Origin of the sequence: Streptomyces sp. NPDC059010, from assembly GCF_042740355.1 — a bacterium.
In the GTDB taxonomy this organism is placed as follows: domain Bacteria; phylum Actinomycetota; class Actinomycetes; order Streptomycetales; family Streptomycetaceae; genus Streptomyces.
In genome coordinates, this window is record NZ_JBHYJA010000051.1 from 1 (window position 1) to 20,264 (window position 20,264).

A 20,264-nucleotide genomic window follows, 5' to 3' on the forward strand; every position below is an offset into this window, starting at 1 on the left:
CTTGAGGTAGCGCAGCTCGCCCTCACCGCCCGCGCGGGGCGCGATCGTGTGGCTGGTGGCCCCCGGGACGTGAACCGTGGGACGTGAAACCTGACTGGTCATCGTGCTCTCTCCGTCCTCGTCTGTGTCTGTGTCTGTGTGCTACTTGGTCAGCTGTTCGTACAGGCCGGTCAGATCGCCGGCCAGGCCCGCCTTGACCTGGCGGGTGATGTCGTCGGCGAGCACCTCGTAGGCGCCCGTTTCGATGCCGTCGAGGGCGAGTGCGGCGACGGTGCGAGGGTCGGACTTGGGGGCCTCGACGCCTGCGGTGAGATCGGTGTCGACGTAGGCGACGTGCAGTCCGGTGACGGTGATGCCGCGCGGCTGCAGTTCCAGGCGCAGGGAGTTGGACTGTGACCACAGGGCGGCCTTGGAGGCGCTGTAGGAGCCGCCGAGGGCCAGCCACGACAGCACGGAGTGGACGTTGAGGAGGTGGCCGCCGCCGTTGCGTTCGATGATCGGCACGAAGGCGCGGGTGAGCAGGAGCGGGCCGTAGAAGTTGGTCTCGAACTCGCGGCGTACGTCCTCGACGGCGGAGTCGAGGAAGGAGGCGCCGACCGAGGCACCCGCGTTGTTGATCAGCACGGTCACATCCTGCGCCTGCGCGGCGGCCGCCGCCACGGAGGCGGGGTCGGTGACCTCCAGTGCCACCGGGACGGCGTCGGGGTGGGTGACGGTGCGCGGGTCGCGGGCGGTGGCGTAGACCTTGACGGCGCCGCGTGTGTACAGCTCCTCCACCAGTGCCTTGCCGATGCCCCGGCTGCCACCGGTGACGAAGACGTTCGCGTCCTTCAAAGCGGTCATGACTGCCTCCACGCAGAATCGGAAACCGATCGGTTTCCAGTACAGTAAACCGATCGGTTTCCGGGCGCAAGCTCATCGAGGGAGTCAGTCGTGCGGCACCGGCTTCAGGGTGTCGTTCCGTGCCTGGATCCCCGGAGTCGAGGAGGTGGGTGAGGCCGGAGGCCGCGCTCGATGATCCGGAGCGGGGGCGAGGCTCGTCTCCGCCGCCTCCGGGATGGTTGTCGGACGCCCACCCCGCCGGCCGCGGCGCGGTAGGGGGATCGCCGTGTCACAGGGAGAGGTGGTGAGCCACTGCCAACTGGGCGTCGATGGCCGCCAGTGTCCAGAGGTGGCCGTCGCCGATGGGGTAGTTCGGGTGGGTGCCGTTCCGGGTCGCGTTCTGGGCGGCCCTGGAGAGGCCGTCCCAGTTGTTCTCGAAGTCGATGCCCGTCACGTCGATGCCGCTGCCGCTCGACCCGTTGCTGCTGATCCTCGACGACGTTCCCGGGAACCACCGGTAGCCGCCCCTGATCGCCTGGCCGAGGCGGTAGGAGATGAAGTCGAAGCGGGCGCCTTCGGCGATGGCCTGGGTGAGGATCAGCAGGGACCGCGCCTCGTTCCGGCCGGCTGTCGTGCTGTTGTGGCTGCCGAGGTCGCTGATCGCGCCCTGGATGGCGCCCATGGAGATGCCCAGGCTGTCCCGGCTGACACCGGCGGCCCTCTCCATGTCGTTGTAGTTGACCCAGTCGATGCTCCGGGGGTGGGCACCGCCGTAGGCGCTGGGTCCCGCGTTCAGCCGCCAGTAGGTGTTTGTGGCGTCATTGCGCCACCCGACGACGTACAGGTCCCTCGCGTTGATCACCAGGGTGACCTGGCTGCCGCCCATGGCCAGGGTGACGGGGAAGTAGTCGTTCACAGGCCTGGTCAGGATGATGTTGCCGTAGAGGTGGGTGCCCCTGAGTCGCCCACGGATGTCGTTGATGATGGCGTCGTAGCGCTTGGCGAAGTCCTTGTGGACGCCGACGTTCATGTCGTAGCTCATACCGTCGGTCGGAACGTGCTCGCCGACCAGCTGGACCTGCGATCCCAGGGGGGACGGGTGGTTGCCTGACGTGAGCCCGCTCACGCCGGCGACGGTGACGGCGACGAGCGCGGCCGACGCGACGGCCGTGGTGGACAGGTTGCGGATGGCTGGGAAGCGTGACATGGCGCTGTTCTCTCCAGGTGGTCGATGTGCCGGGCTCCGGCCTTGCCTCACTGAGATTCGCCACCGGAAAGTTGGCTGGCACCTCCCTTTCGTCGCGCAAGTCAACCCCGTGAGGGCCGACGGATCGATCGGATTCACCCGGCCGTCACCTGAGGGCAATTCGGACGTCGCCGGGTCACTCGTATGGTCATCGCTCCTGATGTCTCCTTTCGCCAGGTGTATGGAGGTACGAGCGCATGGGGCGTCCCGAGAGACCCCTGGATCCGGCGGCCGGTCCCGTGCAGCGGCTCGCCTGCGCGTTGCGTGAGCTGCGCAGGGGCGCGGGCAGTCCCTCGTACCGGACGATGGAGAAGACGGCGGGGTTCTCGTCGGCAACGTTGTCCGAAGCCGCCAGGGGCAAGCGGCTGCCCTCGCTCGCCGTCGTCCTCGGGTACGCGCGCGCCTGTGCGGGCGACCTCGGGGAGTGGGAACGCCGGTGGAAGAAGGCCGAGGCGGAGCTGGACCAGGCGCCCGCCGACCTTCCCGAAGACGCTCCGTCGCCGTATCGCGGCCTCACCCGGTTCGAGCCGTCCGACCGCCATCTGTTCTTCGGGCGGGACCAGGTGGTGACCGAGGTCAGGGACCTGTTGTGCCGGCACCGGTTCGCGGTGCTGTTCGGCCCCTCGGGGAGCGGGAAGTCGTCCCTGCTGCGGGCGGGCCTGATCCCGCGGCTGCAGGAGATGAGCGCGGAGCGCGACCACCCCGTGAAGCTGCGGATCATGACCCCCGGGCCCACACCCGCCACGACCTACGGCCACCTCTTCACCCCGGCCGAGGACGAGCCGGAGAGCTGGGTCGTCGTGGACCAGTTCGAAGAGGTCTTCACTCTCTGCCGCGACCCGCACGAGCGCTCCCGCTTCATCGATCTGCTGCTCGCCGCCCGCGAGCCGGGCAACAGACTGCGGGTGCTGGTCGCCGTACGTGCCGACTTCTACGCCCGCTGCGCAGAGCACCGGGACCTGGCGGACGCCCTGCGAGGTGCCGCGCTGCTGCTCGGACCGATGGCGGCCGACGAGTTGCGGCAGGCGGTGGTCGGCCCGGCCCAGGCGGTCGGCTGTCTCGTCGAACGGACACTGACCGCCCGCCTGATCGACGAGGTCCAGGGCGAACCCGGCGCACTGCCGATGCTCTCGCACGCCCTGCTGGAGACCTGGCGCCGCCGCAGGGGACGGACGCTCACGCTCGCCGCCTACGAGGCCGTCGGCGGGGTGCGCGGCGCCATCTCCGCGACCGCCGAGAAGGTGTACGGGGGTCTGTCGCCGGAGCAGGCCCGCACCGCCCGGCACCTGATGCTGCGGATGGTCGAGCCCGGCCAGGGCACCCCGGACACCCGGCGCCCCCTCACCCGCGCCGAACTGGAGGAGTGGGCGACCCCGGACGCGACGGTCGTGGTGGAGCGGCTGACCCGTGCCCGGCTGCTCACCGCCGACGAGGACGGCGTCCAACTCGCCCACGAGGCGCTCATCACCTGCTGGCCCCGGCTGCACGACTGGATCGAGCAGGACCGCGAACGGCTGCGCCACCACCGCATGCTCGCCGACGCCGCCCGCACCTGGCAGGAGCACGACCGCGACCCCGGCGCCCTGTACCGGGGCACCCGGCTGACCCGCGCCGAGGAGCTCTTCCCCGACCACGAGCACGACCAGGCGCTGACCGGGTCGGAGCGGAAGTTCCTCGCCTGTGCTATCGAGGCCCGCGCATCGGAACTCCGGGCAGCCGTCCGCACCAGCCGCAGGCACCGCATCCTCACCGTTTCACTGTCCGCCGTCCTGACGGTGGCCCTGCTGACGGGCTTCGCCGTCTGGCGCGAGCACGACGCCAACCGGACCCAGCGCACCCAGAACGCGGCCCGCCACATCGCCGACGTCGCCGACGCACTGCGCACCACCGACCCGCGTGCCGCGCTGCTGCTCGGCGTGGCCGCCTGGCGGACGGCCGCACTTCCCGAGACCCACCGCGCCCTGCTCGGCGCCCTCGCCCAGCCGGAGACGGACGCCTTCACCGACCCCGAACCCGGTGACGACTCCGATCGCTTCCTCGCCGACTCCGGCCGGACGCTGCTCAGCGTCGAGGGCCGCTCCTGGCGCACCTGGAACGTGGCCACCCGCCACCGCATCGCCTCGGGACGGCTCCCCGCCGGACAGACGACGGTCGCGGTGAGTGAGGACGCACGTGTGCTGGCGCTCTCCGCAAGCGACGGCGTACGGCTGTGGGACACGGCCGCCGGAGCATGGACCGGCGACCCGGCCCATCCGGAGAAGCCCTACTCCATCGTCGACTTCACCGGTGGCGCCTATCTGGTGACCTCCGTGGACGGCGACGACCGTGTGCTGCTGCGTTCCGTCCGGGACGGACGCCAGCTGTTCGCCACGCGGTCGGTCGGCGTCGACGTGGCTGCGGACCAGGGACCAGGCGGTCCGCTGATGGTGGTCTGCCCCTCGGCCTCGGCCGCACCACGGGTATGGGACACCGCCCGCCCTCGCGCCCTGTCCGGAGACTGGACGAATGCCACGGACGTCTGTGGAGACGACGTGGCCTCGCCGGTACTGGGCTCCGGTCGGCTGGCCGCTTTCACCGCGAACGGCGTCCGCGTCTGGGACATCCGGTCGGGTCACCAAGTGGCCGAGCTCACCCAGCCGGGCGTGGACTACGCCTCCTTCAGCGAGGAAGGGGACTTCCTGGCGACGGCCGACAGTACGGAGATCACGGTGTGGCGGCTGTCCTCCCCTGACGCCCCTGTGTTCCGCCACGCCCTCGACGGGCAGCACCTGTACCGGGGCCTGTACTGGGATCCCGGTCACCCGACCCTGCGTTACATCGAGGGCGGTGCCGTCCACTCACTCGACCTCACCCGGGCCGTCACTCCCGCCTGGCTCGGACATCCCCTCGACGATGCGCGGCTCAGCCCCGACGGCCGTACCCTGGCCACCGCTCAACGCATCGGCGACGGCTACCGCTTCCAGCTCCGCGACACCCGCGACGGCCACGTCGTACGGACGCTGCCGTCCTCTCCTCTTCTCGTCTCCCGTGATCCCGCGCGTCCGGTCGACCCGGGCGACACCACGCCTCTGATGGCGTTCGCCCCGGACAGCGGCACACTCGCCTACGGCGTCTACGCCGCCGGCTACGAGGCCGCTCCCCAGATGATCACGCTCTGGGACGTGTCCCACCAGCGCGTGCGTACCACCCTGGACCTGGCGACCGGCGACTCCGCCGGAGCCGTCATCGGCCTGGCCCTGGACTCCGGCGGCCACAACCTGTACGCCGTCCGCACGCCCGCCGTCGGCGCGCTGCGCAACGAGGTGTGGGACACCGGGCGCCGCCGCCGGGTCTCGATCCTGCCCGGTCTGGCCGGCGGCGACCTGGCCGTCCGCCCCGACGGTCGGCTCCTGGTCGGTGACAAGGGTCTCGCGCGCCTGCCGGGCGGTTCCGTCACCGGACGCAATCTCGTCCAGGGCGACGAGATCGGCGCCTTCGCCTTCGACACCGACGGTTCCCTGCTGGCGGTGGGCGACCAGACCGGCCGGGTCGCGCTGTGGGACGGGGAGGTGCGGCACCGGGCCGGCGTGCTGCGCAACGTCTTCCCCGCCGTGCACGGCACCACCCCCGAGGCGGTCACCGCGCTGGCCCTGAGCCCGGACGGCCGCATCCTCGCCGTCGGCGGCGACGCGGGCAGCCTCCAGCTGTGGGACGTGGTCGCCCGGCAGCCCCTGGGCGGACTGCTGACCACGGCGGGCGAACGTCTCGACTCGCTCGCCTTCGGCCCGGACGGCACGACCCTGTACGCGGGCAGCGCGCATGTCCCGCTCCAGCGCTACCAGGTCGATCCCGAGCAGGTCGTGGCACAGGTGTGCGCGCGGGCGGGCGGCACCGGGCTGACGCGGGCGCAGTGGCGGACGTACCTGCCGGACGCCCCGTACCGGAGGGTGTGCGGGGGTTGATTTTCCCTGCCGGAGGATTGACAGCCCTGATGAAACGGGTGGTGGGTCAACTCCCGGGCTCCGAGGATCGGCCTGTCTCTGCTTCGACCGACCCGATGGGAGAAAGCCTCCATGCGCCTGAAGAAGACCGGCCGCAGAAAACTGGCCGTCCTCGCCTCCGCCCTCGCCGTCCTCCTGATCCCTTTCTCTGCCGGATCGGCCAGTGCCAACACCAGCCCCGGCTGGGGTGACGACAGGCCGGACGTGGTCTGGGACTGCAACCACGGCAAGGCCAGGTGCTGGTACCACGAGGTCAACGCGTGGACCGCGCTGGGCAAGCGCCGGGAAGTGGGAAACCCCATCTACAACTGCTCGGGCAGCCAGACCGTCGACCAGACCCTCACATGGCGGACCGACCGCACCACGTCGTACTCCTTCGAGCAGTCGACGTCGGTGGAGGTCTCCGCCGGCCTCGCGAAGGAGATCGAGGCGGGCATGTCCGCCAGCTCGACGCAGACCGAGACCTGGCAGGTGGGCACTACCGTCAGCGCCACCCAGTCGCTCGAGAGCCATGTCGGTCCCCACGAGGCGGGCGGCTGGTGGTTCGCGCCGTACTGGCGGCACTCCCAGGGCTGGATCGAGGCCCACTACGGCAAGCGCAAGCACGGCCATTACTACTGGTACTACCCGGGCCAGGGCTCCACGGGCGTCCAGACCACCACCCCGGTGAGGCTCTCGGACGGCCAGATGAAGGGGAAGTGGTACTGGGCCACCTGGAAGTGCTGAACGCGGTTCCGAGAGGTCGCCGCCTCCCGTTGTTTCCTCCTGGGCGCGCCGGTGAGGCGGCGGCGGGCCCTCAGGTCGGTCACAGCGAGGCGGACCACGGCTCAGGGGCGGGCGGGAAGGGTTTCGTAGCGGATGCGACCCGCCGTGTGTGTTCCACTCACCGGCGACATCGTGTTGTCGTTGGTTGTGACCTGCCACGAGCTTGCCGACGCTCGTTCTCGGGATGCTCTTGACGAAGGCCCGGCGCTCCGCCCGCGTGCACGGCGGCCCCGTGCCGGAAGATGCCGCTGACCAGCAGCTCCGCCTCCTGCATCGTGCTGTCCATGAGGTGCCCTTCCTGGTGTTCCGGCCCCGCTCTGCCCGGTGAGCTGTGACCGGTAGGTAGGGAGGGCCCGAGGTGCTGGCGCTCGACGTTTGTGTCGGTGTCGTCGGGTTGCTCACAGGTCAGGGGTCACCCGTCCGCTTGCAACTTGGAAACCGATCTGTTTTCCTATGTGGAAACAGATCGGTTTCCGACCCATGGTCGGGCCCATGACCAGCGACTAAGGGGAAAAGTGAGTACCACCTTCGACCGCGGAGCGCCCGCCTCCGGGAAGACCGACTCGGGCCGCCGCGGCTCACATGCCGTGCGCTGGTGGGTGCTCGTCGTGCTGGGCGTGGCGCAACTGATGGTCACGCTCGATGCGACGGTCGTGAACATCGCGCTGCCCGAAGCGCAGCACGACCTCGGCTTCAGTGACGGCAGCCGGCAGTGGGTCATCACGGGGTACGCCCTGGCGTTCGGCAGCCTGCTGCTGCTCGGTGGCCGCCTCGGTGACCTGTTCGGCCGACGTACGACGTTCGTGACCGGCCTGTTCGGTTTCGCGGCAGCGTCCGTCGTGGGCGGCGCGGCCGGCAGCTTCGAGATCCTCGTCGCGGCCCGCGTGGCCCAGGGCCTGTTCGCCGCGCTGCTCGCGCCCGCGGCGCTCTCCCTGCTGAGTGTGACCTTCACCGACCCGGCCGAGCGGCCGAAGGCCTTCGGCATCTTCAGTGCGTTGTCCGGTGCGGGTGCCGCGGTCGGGCTGCTGCTCGGCGGCATGCTCACCGAGTGGGCGTCGTGGCGCTGGGTGATGTACGTGAACGTCGTCTTCGCGGGCGTCGCGCTGGTCGGCGCGCTGCTGTTGCTGGCCAAGCCCGCGCACACCGAGCGCCCCAAGATCGATATTCCCGGCACCGTCGTGGTGAGCGCCGCGCTGTTCGGCATCGTCTACGGCCTCGCGCACGTGGAATCCACCAGCTGGACCGACCCGGTCGCCCTCGGCTCCATGATCAGTGGCGTGGTGCTGCTCGCGGTGTTCGTCTGGCTGGAGCTCAGGGTCGCGCATCCGCTGCTGCCACTGCGTGTCGTGCTGGACCGGACCCGGGGCGGTTCGTTCCTGGCCGTGTTCGTGCTGGGGATGGGGATGTTCTCGATCTTCCTGTTCCTGACCTACTACCTGGAGGCCAGCATCGGCTACTCGCCGATCGAGGCCGGTCTGTCCTTCCTGCCGATGGTCGGCGGCATCGTCGCCTCCTCCGTCACGGTGCCTTCGCTGGTGCTGCCCAGGGTCGGCCCGAAGGTCGTGGTCACCGCCGGCTTCCTGGTCTCCGCGTCCGGCATGGCCCTGCTGACCCGGCTCACGCTGGACAGCACCTACGTCGCCCACATCATGCCCGGCATGATCCTGCTGGGCCTCGGTATCGGCGCGGTGATGACCACCTCGTTCCAGGGTGCGACCGCGGGCGTGCACCACGAGGACGCGGGTGTCGCCTCGGCGCTGATCAACACCAGCCAGCAGGTGGGCGGTTCGATCAGTACGGCACTGCTGACCACCGTCGCCTCGTCGGCCGCGACCGACTACCTGTCCTCGCACAAGCCCAGCGCGCTGACGGCGGCGCAGGCCGGGGTCGAGAGCTACACGGCCACCCTGGCGTGGGGTGCCGGGATCTTCGTGGTCGGTGCGGTGCTGGCGGCGTTCCTGATGCCGAACAAGGCTCTGGCGCCGTCGGAGGGCGAGCCCGTGATCGCCCACTGAGTCCGGATCCACCGGCACACCCACATAGACCGATCGGTTTCCAGCGAGTCGGAACGGAGTTAACCTCGCCCTATGACCACCGAAGCAATGCCAAGCTCCCGAGAGCGCCTGCTGGAGGCAGCGGCCACGCTCACCTACCGAGACGGCGTCAACATCGGCGTCGACGCGCTGTGCAAGGCGGCGGGGGTGTCCAAGCGCTCGATGTACCAGTTGTTCGAGAGCAAGGGCGCCCTGCTGACGGCGAGCCTGGAGGAGCGCTCCTCCGCCTATGTGACGGCACTCCTTCCCGCGGCGGACGACAAGCGCCCGCCGCGTGAGCGGATCCTGCACGTCTTCGAACAGGCGGAGGCACAGGCGGGCGCACCCGACTTCCAGGGCTGCCGGTACCTCGTCGCACAGATCGAGCTCAAGGACCCGAGCCACCCCGCGAGCCAGGTGGCCCGCCGGGTCAAGGCGGACCTGACGGCCTTCTTCCGCACCGAGGCTGAACGGGGTGGGGCGAGCGACCCGGAGCTGCTGGCCCGGCAGCTGATCCTGGTCTTCGATGGCGCCAGTGCCCGCGCGGGCATCAGAGCCGACACGCGGGGCGGGCTCGTCGTCCCCACGGCGGCCACCCTGCTCGACGCGGCGGACGTGCGCTGACACCCCGAAGGATCCGGACGTTCGCCGCTTGGGCTTGCGCGGGAAAACCGATCAGTTTACGGTGGTGAAACTGATCGGTTTTCTCGCCTGTGACGGCGAGCCTCGTACCCGCATCCCCAGGAGCACGGATGACTGCCGCGCGCGACGCCGACGAGCGACCCACTCACCCCCGGCTTCCGGCGAAGCTGGCGGCCCACCCGTCGGTACAGGCCGTACTGGCCCGGCGCGCAGCCGGTGACGAGGAGCGCCCGCCGGCGGTGATCGACGCGCAATGGCTGCGCGAGCTGTGCCTGGCGGCCGGGGCGGACGACGCCGCCGCGGTCAGCCTGGACCACCCCGACCTGGCCGGTGAGCGCCCGTATGCACAGTCCGCGCTGCCCGGCACCCGCTCCCTGATCGCGATGGCGGTCCGGATGAACCGCGACAACTGCCGTTCCCCGGCCCGCAGTGTGGCCAACCAGGAGTTCCACCAGGCCGACGAGCAGGCCAACCACGCCGCCCGCAGCGTCACCCGGGCACTCCAGGACGCCGGATACCGCGCCCTCAACCCGTCGGTCGGCTTCCCCCAGGAGATGGACCACTTCCCCAGCGAGCGGATCTGGGTGGTGGCGCACAAGACGGTCGCCGTGGCCGCCGGGCTCGGCGTGATGGGCCTGCACCGCAATGTCATCCACCCGAAGTTCGGCAGCTTCGTCCTGCTGGTCACCGTCCTGGTGGACGCCGAGGTGAGCGCGTACGGCCAACCGTTGGACTACAACCCGTGCATCGACTGCAAGTTGTGCGTCGCCGCCTGCCCGGTCGGCGCCATCGCCAAGGACGGCGCCTTCGACGGTCTGGCCTGCACGACGCACAACTACCGCGAGTTCATGAGCGGGTTCACCGACTGGGCGCAGACCGTGGCCGACAGCGAGGACGCCGCCGACTACCGCTCCCGGGTCAGCGACTCCGAGAACGCCTCCCTGTGGCAGAGCCTTTCCTCTCCCCCCGGCTACAAGTCCGGCTACTGCCTCGCCGTCTGCCCCGCCGGCGAGGACGTCCTCGGTCCGTACCTGGAGGACCGCAAGTCGTTCATGGACACCGTGCTGCGCCCGCTCCAGGACAAGAAGGAGACCCTGTACGTCCTGCCGGGCTCCCACGCGCAGGAGTACGCCCAACGCCGCTTCCCCCACAAGCCCGTCAAGGAAGTCACCGGCGGCTGGTAGCCCCCGCCGAAGCGTTCCGCGCCCACCGAGCGAGAGGCACGTATGTCATGAGTGGCATTCACCCCTTCCGCGTCCTGCGCGCCAGACCGCTGTGGATAGCCAACGGCGTCATCACAGGTGTACTCGCGCTGCTGTTCGCCGTGTTCTACGTCGGCGCCAACATCGATCCGGCCGGCCACATGAAGAAGCTGCCCGTCGGCCTGGTGAACGCGGATGAAGGAGCGGGCCAGGTCAACCTGGGCGCTCAGATCACCGAGTCGATCAGGAAGTCCACTGCGGGCGGCGACAGGATCGACTGGAAGGTGATGGACGAGAAGGAGCTGAAGGAGCAGCTCGGCAAGGGCAAGCTTTTCGGCGCGCTCGTTGTCCCCGCCGGCTTCACCTCCTCCGTCACCGCGCTGACCGGCACCACCACCGGGACCCCGGCCCGCCCGACGCTGACAGTGCTGACCAACCAGTCGGCCGGCAGCATCGGCTCCGGCCTGGCCCGGACGGCGACGACGGCGGCGGCCGAGAACGCCTCGCTGCAAGTGGGCAAGGAGCTGACCGCCCGGATCGGAACCGCGCAGCCGAAGCTGCCCGCCGCGGCACGCGTCCTGCTCGCCGACCCGGCCGCCGTCACTGTCAAGGACGGCCACCCCCTCGACTCGCACAGCGGCTTGGGCCTGACGGCGTTCTACTACGCGCTCACCCTCGTGGTCGTCAGCATGCTCTCCGCCAACGTCATCAGCGGCCAGGTCGACCACGCCCTCGGCTACACCCACAACGACATGGGCCCCCTACGCCGACACCGCCCGCTGATCCGGGCCACGCGGGTACAGACCCTGGCCATCAGCAGCACCCTCATGGCCGGACTGTCCCTGCTGATGGGCACCCTGGTCATGGCGGGCGCGGTCGGCCTCATGGGCATGGACGCCGCCCATCTGCCGCTGCTGTGGCTGTATTCGGTGTGCGCCGTCGCGGTCGCCGGGATCGGCGCGCTCACCGTCCTCGCGGTCTTCGGCACGCCGGGCATGCTGGTGGTCACGCTGGTCTTCATCGGTATGGCGGTGCCGACCGCCGGAGCCACCACCCCCATCGAGGCGCTGCCCGGCTTCTACCGCTTCCTCGCGGAGTTCGAGCCGCTGCGGCAGATCACCGGTGGCATCCGCTCGATCCTCTACTACGACGCCCAGGGCGACGCGGGGCTGACGCGGGGGTGGGTCATGATGGCGGCCGCTCTCGTGGCGGCCGCGCTGTTCGGCTTCGGCGTGCTGGGGTGGTACGACCGCAAGGGGCTGCACCGCATCCCGGTGGAGACGACGTCCGAGAAGACCGCAGCCCCGGCATAGCGAAAGCCACCCTCAACACCCCCAGGACGGGGCCATCACCCGGAGTGGCCCCGGTGTGTGCCTCCCCGCCGGGGACGACGCGCGCACACCACTTTGCTCGGCGACGGCCTCTCCCCCCGGAGGCCGTCGCCGAGTTTCGGCGCGGACGCCACCGCGGAAACCGATCGGTTTTCATTTACTTCTCTTTGGGTTAACCTCACGGTATGACCACTGAAGTGAAACTCAGCCCCAGGGAGCGGCTGCTGGAGGCGGCGGCCACGCTCACCTACCGAGAGGGTGTCAACATCGGCGTCGAGGCGCTGTGCAAGGCGGCGGGAGTGTCGAAGCGCTCCATGTACCAGCTGTTCCACAGCAAGGACGAACTGCTCGCGGCGAGCCTGGAGCGGCGCACCTCCTCCTATGTGGCGGCACTCCTGCCCTCGGCGGACGACGGCCGTTCCCCCCGGGAGCGGATCCTGCACGTCTTCGAACAGGTGGAATCGCAGTCCCGTGAGCCCGGGTTCTACGGCTGCCCCTTCCTGGCCGCGCAGATCGAGCTCAAGGACCAGAGTCACCCCGCGAGCCAGGTCGCCCATGGGGTCAAGGAGAACCTGACCGCCTTCTTCGGCGCCGAGGCCGAACAGGGCGGAGCGAGTGACCCCGGCCTGCTGGCACGGCAGCTCAGCCTCGTCTTCGACGGTGCCAGCGCCCGCGCCGGCATCGGAGCGGAGAAACTGCCGGGCCTCGTCGCGCCCACGGTGACCACCCTGCTCGACGCGGCGGGCATGCACTGACGCATCGCCCTTCCGGCGCATCCCTATCGCCCGGCATTCGGGAGAATCCCCATGGCCGCAAGGGCGTTGCCGAGCATGCCGCAGGCGAAGAACCTTGCGGTCTCCTCGGCATCGGCGCCCAGCGGCAGGTGCACGGTCTCCCAGATCCTCATCCAGCCCGCCCGGACGACCTCGCCGATGAGGTCGTCGCCCTGCGCCTCGGCGGCCGCCACGGTGGCGTATCCCTGCATCTGCATCATGAGCGTTTCGGGGCGCGTCGAGATCAGCCGCACGTAAGCGTCCGTCATGGCCTGGAGGGCCCGCTCGCCGTCCTCCACCCCGTCGGCCGCCCTCTCGAAAGCCAGGCGAGTGTCTTCCGCGCTGCGCGTCAAAGCGGCGACGAAGATCGCCTTCTTGTCCGGGAAAAGCCGGAAGAGATACGGCTGTGTGACGCCGACCCGCCTGGCGATCGCCGCAGTGCTGGTGCCGTGGTAGCCGGCGATCGCGAACTCGGCGATCGCCGCGCGGATGACGCTCTCGCGCCTCTCCTGCGCACTGACCCTGCCCATGCCGTCATTCTCCCTGTTTGAACTTGCATGCGGAAACCGATCAGTTTACTGTGAATGAAACCGATCGGTTTTTCAATGGGCAGGGAGGCCATGATGACAACAGATCGGCCGGTGGCACTCGTGACGGGTGCGTCATCCGGCATCGGGAAGGAAACCGCGCTCGCGCTGGTCGCAGCGGGTTTCAACGTGGTCGGCACAAGCCGCGACACCGCGCGTGTGTCCCCGCTCGACGGTGTGACCTTCGTCGACCTCGACGTGGCTGACGACGCCTCGGCCGCCACGGCGGTCCAGGAGGTGAGTGAGCGGTTCGGGCGGATCGACGTCCTGGTCAACAACGCCGGCGTCGGCTCGACGGGCGCGGCGGAGGAGACCTCCGTCGAGCAGGCCCAGGCCGTCTTCGACACCAACGTCTTCGGGGTCATGCGCATGGTGAACGAGGTCCTGCCGCACATGCGCGCTCGGAAACGCGGACGCATCATCAACATCTCGTCCGTCCTCGGATTCATGCCCCAGCCGTACATGGCTGCCTACGCCGCCTCCAAGCACGCGATCGAGGGCTACACCGAGTCCCTGGACCACGAGATCCGTGACCACGGAATCCGTGCGCTCATCATCGAACCCGCCTACACCAGGACCGGATTCGAGGCCAACAGCGCGAAGCCCGACACACCGCTGCACGCCTACGCGAAGCAGCGGCAGACCGTCGACCGCGTACTGGCGGAGGCCGTCAGGGACGGCGACGCACCCGCCGTCGTCGCCAAGGCGATCGTCACGGCGGCAACCGACGCCAGGCCGAAGCTGCGCTACACCGCCGGCGCCTTGGCCGCGCGCGTGAGCACTCTGCGCCGCCTCGTTCCCGCCCGAGCCTTCGACAAGCAGATCCGCAAGATCAACCGGCTGGCCGGCTGACGCGCGTGCTCCCGAGGAGACGACCGCCCGGCACAACGTTGGCCGCCCACCGCCCCGACCCTTCGAACAACCGCCCCACCCCAACCAGATGAGGAAACCCTGATGTCAAAGCGCAATCCCATCCTGATCACCGGCGCCGCCGGAGAAATCGGTGGTGTGAGCCGCACGATGGTCGACATGCTGCTCGAACAAGGGCATCCCGTGCGCGCGTTCGTGCGACGGGACGACGAACGCGCCCACTCGCTCCGCCAGGCCGGAGCAGAGGTATTCGTCGGCGACCTACTCACCATCGCCGACGTGACCGCCGCGTTGAAGGGCGTGCGGCGCATCTACTTCAGCATGAGTCTGTCGCCGTACTACACCGACGCCGTCAGCCTGATGGCCGCGGCGGCGCGGGCCCAGGGCGGCATCGAGGTGTTCGTCAACATCTCCGAGTACGAGCAGTCGTTCATGACCTTCGACCACATGACCGCGCCCGAGGAAGAACGGCGCGCGCGGCTCGGCGGACTCGTCGCCGACTGGTCACCGCAGCAGCGGGCCCACTGGGTCGCCGAACAGGTGCTGGAGTGGTCCGGCATCCCGACCGTCAACATCCAGGCGGCCTTCTTCGTCGAGAACCCCATCATGACCTGGCTGGCCCTCGGCTCCCTGGCCGACGGCGAACTGCGCCTGCCCTTCGGGGACCATCGGCTCGCCCCCATCGCCGGTTACGACGTCGCGGAGGTGTGCGCGAAGATCCTGGCCGACCCGGAGCCGCACATCTCCAGGTCCTACGCGCTCACCGGCCCGGAGCTGAAGGACATGCACGCAATCGCGGAGGACTTCGCGGCCGTGCTGGGACGCCCGGTCACGTACGTCCCGGAGGACATCGAAACCTGGAACAAGGTCTATGTGGACACCCACATGTCCGCCTACCCGCACATCGCGGAGCATCTGAAGACCCTGACCCGGATCATCGGCCGCGGCGGATACGGCGGCAAGACCGACGAACTGGAGACTCTGCTCGGACGCCCGGCGAAGACCGCGCGGTGGGCTCTGGAAAACCACCCGCGCATTCAGAAGCTGGCCGCTGCCTGAACCGCTGAGCAGTCCGGAACCTAGGAACGCCCTCATCGACGGCGAAGTGGAGATGCGCCTCGCGTCTGCCTGGCCGATGGCGAAGGTAGCAGGCCAGCTTCGGCGCGACGGACCAGGCGGCGCTGGAGAGCGGCGTCGTGCGGCTTGCCGCTTGAGCAACGACCGAGGACGACCCCTGGGACTTCCCGTGATCGCGTCGGCAGAAGGCAATCCACTCCTGAGGCCACATCAGCGAGGGCTGCGGCCGATCGTCTTTCAGATCGCAATCCCGCTGATCACGCAGCTGTCCTGGCGCCTGAAGACAACCGAGCCCTGGACGCAGACCGGGGTGTTCGGGGTGACTATGAGCCGAAGTCGATCGTTGCTGTGTTCACGGTGCTTCCGCCTGAGACGGATTGCGGTCGGGCGGATAGCCCTTGGCGCGGAGCCATGTGTCGAGGGCGAGGGCGATGATGTCGCCGTGCTGGATGCCGTGATCGGCGTGGTAGCGGCGGATGCGCCGCTGGAGCTGGAGGACTTCAGGGACGGCGTGATTGAACTGTCCGCGTTTGGTGTGTCGGTTTCTGATGACGTCCAGGGTGTCCGGGTGCGGCGTGAGAACGTCATCAGTCTGCTGGGGCTCGGCGTCGAGCGCGTCGGCGATTTCACGTAGTCGGCGGGCGTAGAGGGAGTGATCAGGCACGCGAGCTGCTCTGGTCGGTCCGGATAGGCGGATAGCTATCCGCCTATTGGGTTATTGGAATAGTCGGCACGGGGCGGCCGCCCCCTTGCGTGAGGGTGGCCGCCCAGTGCCTTGCGGTCGGGTCAAAATCCGCGGGTGGTGAGCCATTCGTCCAGCGCGACGGAGACGATGTCGCCGATGGGCAGGTGGTCGAGTTCGTTGTCCAACGCGAAGCGCTTGAGCCGCTTCTTCAGCTTCAGCGCCGCGGGGACCGACGAGTCGAGACTCTCGCGCGCGATGATGCGCTGGTTGAGAACGACGGCGGTCTCAGGAATGTCCTTGGGACGGCCGGGACCCTGAGCCCACCGTGCTCCTTCGCTGGGCGCTGCATGCGATTGCGCAGCCTGTTCCTGGTGAGCCCGTGGAACATCGGCCCTCACCGGGAACCCGTTGCCGCCGGCGGCCGTCAGGGAATCTGCAGGGCGAAGCGCCACCTCGGCTCCCCAGGCTGCGCCGGGAGCCGCGGGCGTGCGGTGCTGCACAACGGGTGCGGCCGGCTGCGTGGGCTGGATGGCAGGTGCTGCGGGCTCGGCAGCCGGGAGTGCAGGAGATACCTGCCGCTCCATCGGCTGGCCGGCGAATTCCGGCCCCGCCTTGCCGGTGGGCGGCGCCCAGCCGAGCTGCGAAGTCGTCTTCCCGAAAGCCGCCCTTCTCGCTCCGGCGGCCGGAATGGTGGACCAGCATCCGGTAGATCAGGCGGCTGCGCTGATCCGGTTTCGCCCAGACCATCCCAGCCACCGAGACCCTCCCCTAGCCCTTCCCCGACACCTTCACCTGCGGCGACACTCCGAAGGGGGACCACGTTCGGGCCTTGGGCGGCCGCAATGCCTGGCCCGACTCGCCCTCGAACACTCAGCCACGCGTCCTGCTCCCTCACCTTCTTTCCACGCGCGCCTTCGTCTCCTCCCGCCACACCGGAACCTGCTCCTCGTCCCGCTCGGCGGCCCGACGCACGGGAACCTGTGTTCGATCACCGCCGCTCAAGACCGAAAAGACAACAGCTACTGATCGGAAATTGGCCGACACTTTCTGTCACTGAGGCGGGTCGGGTCGCTGTTCAGCTTCCCGACCCCTCCGCGGCGGGTCCAGCGGACCATCTGGCTGACTTCCCACCGGGGCTTGTCGCCCCGGGTTGCGCCACCCGAATTCGCGGCAAGTTTGGGCAAGTTCCTGGCTTGAGGCCCCAGTACTGGGCAAGCTCTGGCACAGAGATCGTTACCGGCTTCCGAGGAGGACATCATGGCCCTGCGCAAGCTCGGCAAGGACCCAGAGAGCCCCAGTGGCGGCTCGCCCACCATCTACCTTGACGAGGAGAAGGACAGCTACCTCGTGCAGGGGTGGAAGGTGGAGGACGCCGAGCGCCTCGGGCAGATGGATATCCCCGGCCATGAGTCGGTCGTGGAGATCCCCCGGCGCGTGGTGCAGTTCTTCCTGGAGGTGAAGAAGGCCGATGAGGACCCCGACGTTTGAGGAGTTGTTCCGCGACTGCCAGAGGACGGCTGTCCATCTGGAGATGCGCGACGCCTACATGAAGTCGGACCCGGCCTTCATCGACTGGAAAGCCGGCGTGGTCCTCGACCCCGCCGAGCGCTGGGCGGAGTGGCACGCCATCGTCACGGAGGCGACCTCGCGCGGCGTCGAGGTCCGACGCGCCCGCGTCGTCTCGACACCGGTCAGCGAGTACATCCGCTTCGAGTACGACGTCACGGACGGGCTGAACATCGCGGCCGGCGAAAGCGTGCGGTGGCTCTCGCGGCGCAGCGCGACCGACGTCGCGCTTCCGGGCAACGACTTCTGGCTGTTCGACTCCCACCTCGTCCTCGTCAACCACTTCGACGGCGAGGGCGAGAACATGGAGGTCGAGCTCACGGAGGACCCTGAGGTGGCGAAGCTCTGCGAGTCGGCCTTCGAGGCCGTGTGGCAGCGCGCGACGCCCCATGCCGCGTTCGAGCTGGCCTGAAAAGCCCGAATAACACCGTCGCGCCGACATGACATCGCCCTCATCGAGCGTCCAGGAAGCCCGCAAGGCGCTCGGACAACGTCTGGCCGAGATCCGGAAAGCGGCCGGACTCACCAAGCGAGCATTGGCCCAAAGCCTGGGCTGGCACGAGTCGAAGGCTTCGCGCCTCGAGAGCGGCACACGCGCGCCCTCGGAGCGCGACCTTCACGCTTGGTGTTCCGCGTGCGGCGCGGAAGACCAAGCAGATGACCTCATCTCGACGGCCCGCGGAATTGAAGGCATGTACGTCGAGTGGCGCAAGATGGAACGCCACGGTCTCAAGTGGGCGCAGGAGTCCGTAGTTCCTCTATGGGAGCGCACCGAACGCTTTCGTATTTACTCGCCTTGGCTCATCCCCGGCCCCGTGCAAACGGCCTCGTACATCACCGCGCTTCTGACCTCCATTCGCAACCGCCGAGGGCTCATCGACGATGTTCCGGCGGCCGTCAAAGTGCGCGTGGAGAAGCAGCAGGTCGTCTACGGGAACCACAGGTTCGCGATCCTGCTGGAGGAGAGCGTGCTGCGGTACCGGATCGGCGGCACCGACGTGATGGCAGGCCAACTCGGCTATCTGCTCAGCGTCATGGCGCTGCCGTCGGTGAGCATCGGCATCATCCCCCAGGACGCCGACCGCTCGGGCCTGTGGCCGGTCGAGGGATTCTTCCTGTACGACGACGAGCTGGTGAACGTCGAACTGATTTCGGCTCATCTCACCGTCGTCCAGAAACACGAACTTGCCATGTATGCCAAGACGTTCAGCGAACTGGCAGAACTTGCCGTCTACGGTGCCGCAGCGCGTGAAATCATCACGGCTGCCATCGAATCTCTAGGGTGAATGCCCGGCAAGTTCCGGCACACCCATGGAGCCCCACCCCATTCCCTTCCTAGCGTTATGGGCACGGCTGGAAGCGTGCTCCGGAGGGGCCAGTGATGACTGTGGCAAGTACGGGCAAGGCATTCGAGGCGGCCGGGGACATCGGGGGCGACGGCACCCCCATCGACGTAGAGGCGATCTCCTCCCGGACGAATACCGTCCTCGGCCTTCGGATGGACACCACGACCCGCGCGGCGATGGACCAGCAGGTGCCGGCGATCGCCGGGCACCTGAATCTCCTCCTACGCGAGGACCTGGGCGCCGACAACGACAGTGAGGTGCGCGAACTCCTGCGCGAGGGAACCAAGTTGGTCGACCTCACCAGCAGGCCCAACCCCGAGACGCCCACCTTCGGGACCTACCTCTACCTCCGCAATGTCGCCCTGCTGACGCGGCGCCTGCTGTGGATCTACGCCGAGCGGAACGGGCTGGATGCCCCGTGAGCGTCAGGGACGACCAGATCGTGCGGGAACTCTCCCACTACATCTACGAGCACCCCGCCGACCGGATGGCGCTGATGCCGGTCTACGACGCGGCCCGCGACCACTCACAGCGCCGATCCTGTACCCACGACCAGCGCTGCCCCCTCGTGACAACGGGCGCGGTCGTCGTCGACGAGTACAATCGCGTCCTGTGCCTGCGGCACGACGGAGGCTATGCCCTCGCGGAAGCGGAGCCGGAGGAGGTGGACGACTCCCTCAGCGAGGCAGCCCTGCGTCTGCTGGCCGAGGAGGCCGGCATCCGCGACGTATGGACGCAGCCTGGCACTGAGGGACCCTTCCTGGTCGACGTGACCAGGCCGGGCCAGCACCGCTACGGGCCCCGCCTCCGGGTCGGCATCCGCTACCTCTTCCGGGCCCACTCGGGCGCCGTGTTCCCATCCATGATCGAGACCGGCGCGGCAGCCTGGGTGCCCCTCCCCGACGTAGCCATCCCGTCAGTCCGCACCCGCGTGGAGCACCACCTGATCGGAACCCCATGAGCCCCCGCAACCAACAACTCGCCTACGTAGCCCGCCTCATCGCACTCGGCGGCTCCCTCCTGCTCGGCATCTGGAGGCGCTGATGTACGAGCGCAGGACCAAGAAGCCGCCTTCCCTGCCCCCTTCGCCGGTCGGAACGGTGGGAAGCACCCGGCCGCCGAGCGATGTCCGTGTCGGTGACTTCGTCTACCTCGATGGCGAGTACCAGCGCGTCCGGGACATGAGGTCTGCCGACACCGCAGCCCACCGCGTACTGATCTTCGCCGGACGCGAGCCTTGGGTCATGCGAGAAGCCCGGACCACATACCGACCCGTCGACCGCCGCTGACCCTGCCCGTGCGGGCGCCCACTCTCACTTCTCACCTCACCACACGAGGA

19 protein-coding genes are annotated in these 20,264 nt (G+C 68.9%); 15 read left to right on the forward strand and 4 right to left on the reverse strand.

Annotated elements, in window-relative coordinates:
- Positions 1-141: 141 nt before the first annotated feature.
- Both ACFWYS_RS38435 and ACFWYS_RS38440 read right to left on the reverse strand, forming a co-directional pair.
- A complete protein-coding gene (locus tag ACFWYS_RS38435; RefSeq protein ID WP_384779601.1) occupies positions 142-843 on the reverse strand; it encodes an SDR family oxidoreductase in 702 nt (233 codons plus the stop codon).
- A gap of 268 nt (positions 844-1,111) precedes the next feature.
- A complete protein-coding gene (locus ACFWYS_RS38440; protein ID WP_384779604.1) occupies positions 1,112-2,029 on the reverse strand; it encodes a ribosome-inactivating family protein in 918 nt (305 codons plus the stop codon).
- Positions 2,030-2,265: 236 nt separating this feature from the next.
- Here ACFWYS_RS38440 and ACFWYS_RS38445 point away from each other — a divergent pair, with 236 nt between their 5' ends.
- From ACFWYS_RS38445 to ACFWYS_RS38475, 7 genes are all read left to right on the forward strand, one after another.
- Positions 2,266-6,009 carry a hypothetical protein gene (locus ACFWYS_RS38445; protein WP_384779607.1) on the forward strand — a complete coding sequence of 1,248 codons (3,744 nt, stop codon included), beginning with the start codon at positions 2,266-2,268 and terminating at the stop codon, positions 6,007-6,009.
- Positions 6,010-6,120: 111 nt separating this feature from the next.
- Positions 6,121-6,774 carry a hypothetical protein gene (locus ACFWYS_RS38450; protein WP_384779610.1) on the forward strand — a complete coding sequence of 218 codons (654 nt, stop codon included), beginning with the start codon at positions 6,121-6,123 and terminating at the stop codon, positions 6,772-6,774.
- A gap of 554 nt (positions 6,775-7,328) precedes the next feature.
- The gene (locus ACFWYS_RS38455; RefSeq protein WP_384779613.1) at positions 7,329-8,828 is read left to right on the forward strand and encodes an MFS transporter; all 1,500 of its coding nucleotides are present in this window, start codon (positions 7,329-7,331) and stop codon (positions 8,826-8,828) included.
- 72 nt (positions 8,829-8,900) lie between these two features.
- On the forward strand, positions 8,901-9,470 hold the full coding sequence (locus tag ACFWYS_RS38460) for a TetR/AcrR family transcriptional regulator (protein WP_384779616.1): 570 nt from the start codon (positions 8,901-8,903) through the stop codon (positions 9,468-9,470).
- A 128-nt stretch (positions 9,471-9,598) separates the two neighbouring features.
- Entirely contained in the window at positions 9,599-10,672 is a 1,074-nt protein-coding gene (locus ACFWYS_RS38465) for a 4Fe-4S binding protein (protein WP_384779619.1), read from the forward strand.
- Positions 10,673-10,719: 47 nt separating this feature from the next.
- Positions 10,720-12,003 (forward strand): DUF3533 domain-containing protein, encoded by a 1,284-nt coding sequence (locus ACFWYS_RS38470; protein WP_384779622.1) that lies wholly within the window; start codon positions 10,720-10,722, stop codon positions 12,001-12,003.
- Between the two features lie 203 nt (positions 12,004-12,206).
- On the forward strand, positions 12,207-12,776 hold the full coding sequence (locus ACFWYS_RS38475) for a TetR/AcrR family transcriptional regulator (protein WP_384779625.1): 570 nt from the start codon (positions 12,207-12,209) through the stop codon (positions 12,774-12,776).
- 23 nt (positions 12,777-12,799) lie between these two features.
- Here ACFWYS_RS38475 and ACFWYS_RS38480 read toward each other — a convergent pair whose 3' ends face one another.
- The gene (locus ACFWYS_RS38480; protein WP_384779628.1) at positions 12,800-13,324 is read right to left on the reverse strand and encodes a TetR/AcrR family transcriptional regulator; all 525 of its coding nucleotides are present in this window, start codon (positions 13,322-13,324) and stop codon (positions 12,800-12,802) included.
- A 93-nt stretch (positions 13,325-13,417) separates the two neighbouring features.
- Here ACFWYS_RS38480 and ACFWYS_RS38485 point away from each other — a divergent pair, with 93 nt between their 5' ends.
- The 3 genes from ACFWYS_RS38485 (at position 13,418) to ACFWYS_RS38495 (ending at position 15,962) form a co-directional block, all read left to right on the forward strand.
- The gene (locus ACFWYS_RS38485) at positions 13,418-14,233 is read left to right on the forward strand and encodes an oxidoreductase (protein WP_384779843.1); all 816 of its coding nucleotides are present in this window, start codon (positions 13,418-13,420) and stop codon (positions 14,231-14,233) included.
- 102 nt (positions 14,234-14,335) lie between these two features.
- Positions 14,336-15,310, forward strand: coding sequence for an NAD(P)H-binding protein (locus ACFWYS_RS38490; protein WP_384779631.1), 975 nt, complete (start codon positions 14,336-14,338; stop codon positions 15,308-15,310).
- 187 nt (positions 15,311-15,497) lie between these two features.
- Positions 15,498-15,962, forward strand: coding sequence for a hypothetical protein (locus tag ACFWYS_RS38495; RefSeq protein ID WP_384779634.1), 465 nt, complete (start codon positions 15,498-15,500; stop codon positions 15,960-15,962).
- Between the two features lie 152 nt (positions 15,963-16,114).
- Here the strand turns inward: ACFWYS_RS38495 and ACFWYS_RS38500 are convergent, their stop codons facing one another.
- Positions 16,115-16,465, reverse strand: coding sequence for a hypothetical protein (locus tag ACFWYS_RS38500; RefSeq protein ID WP_384779637.1), 351 nt, complete (start codon positions 16,463-16,465; stop codon positions 16,115-16,117).
- An 805-nt stretch (positions 16,466-17,270) separates the two neighbouring features.
- On the opposite strand from ACFWYS_RS38500, the gene ACFWYS_RS38505 reads away from it, so the two are divergent.
- From ACFWYS_RS38505 to ACFWYS_RS38525, 5 genes are all read left to right on the forward strand, one after another.
- Positions 17,271-17,501, forward strand: coding sequence for a hypothetical protein (locus ACFWYS_RS38505; protein WP_384779640.1), 231 nt, complete (start codon positions 17,271-17,273; stop codon positions 17,499-17,501).
- Complete coding sequence (locus ACFWYS_RS38510; protein WP_384779643.1) at positions 17,482-17,991, forward strand: DUF6879 family protein; 510 nt, start codon at positions 17,482-17,484, stop codon at positions 17,989-17,991. The genes ACFWYS_RS38505 and ACFWYS_RS38510 overlap by 20 nt, the downstream gene beginning before the upstream one ends.
- A 28-nt stretch (positions 17,992-18,019) precedes the next feature.
- Entirely contained in the window at positions 18,020-18,865 is an 846-nt protein-coding gene (locus ACFWYS_RS38515; RefSeq protein WP_384779646.1) for a helix-turn-helix domain-containing protein, read from the forward strand.
- Between the two features lie 95 nt (positions 18,866-18,960).
- A complete protein-coding gene (locus ACFWYS_RS38520; RefSeq protein ID WP_384779650.1) occupies positions 18,961-19,347 on the forward strand; it encodes a hypothetical protein in 387 nt (128 codons plus the stop codon).
- Positions 19,344-19,886, forward strand: coding sequence for an NUDIX hydrolase (locus ACFWYS_RS38525; RefSeq protein ID WP_384779653.1), 543 nt, complete (start codon positions 19,344-19,346; stop codon positions 19,884-19,886). The genes ACFWYS_RS38520 and ACFWYS_RS38525 overlap by 4 nt, the downstream gene beginning before the upstream one ends.
- Positions 19,887-20,264 lie beyond the last annotated feature (378 nt).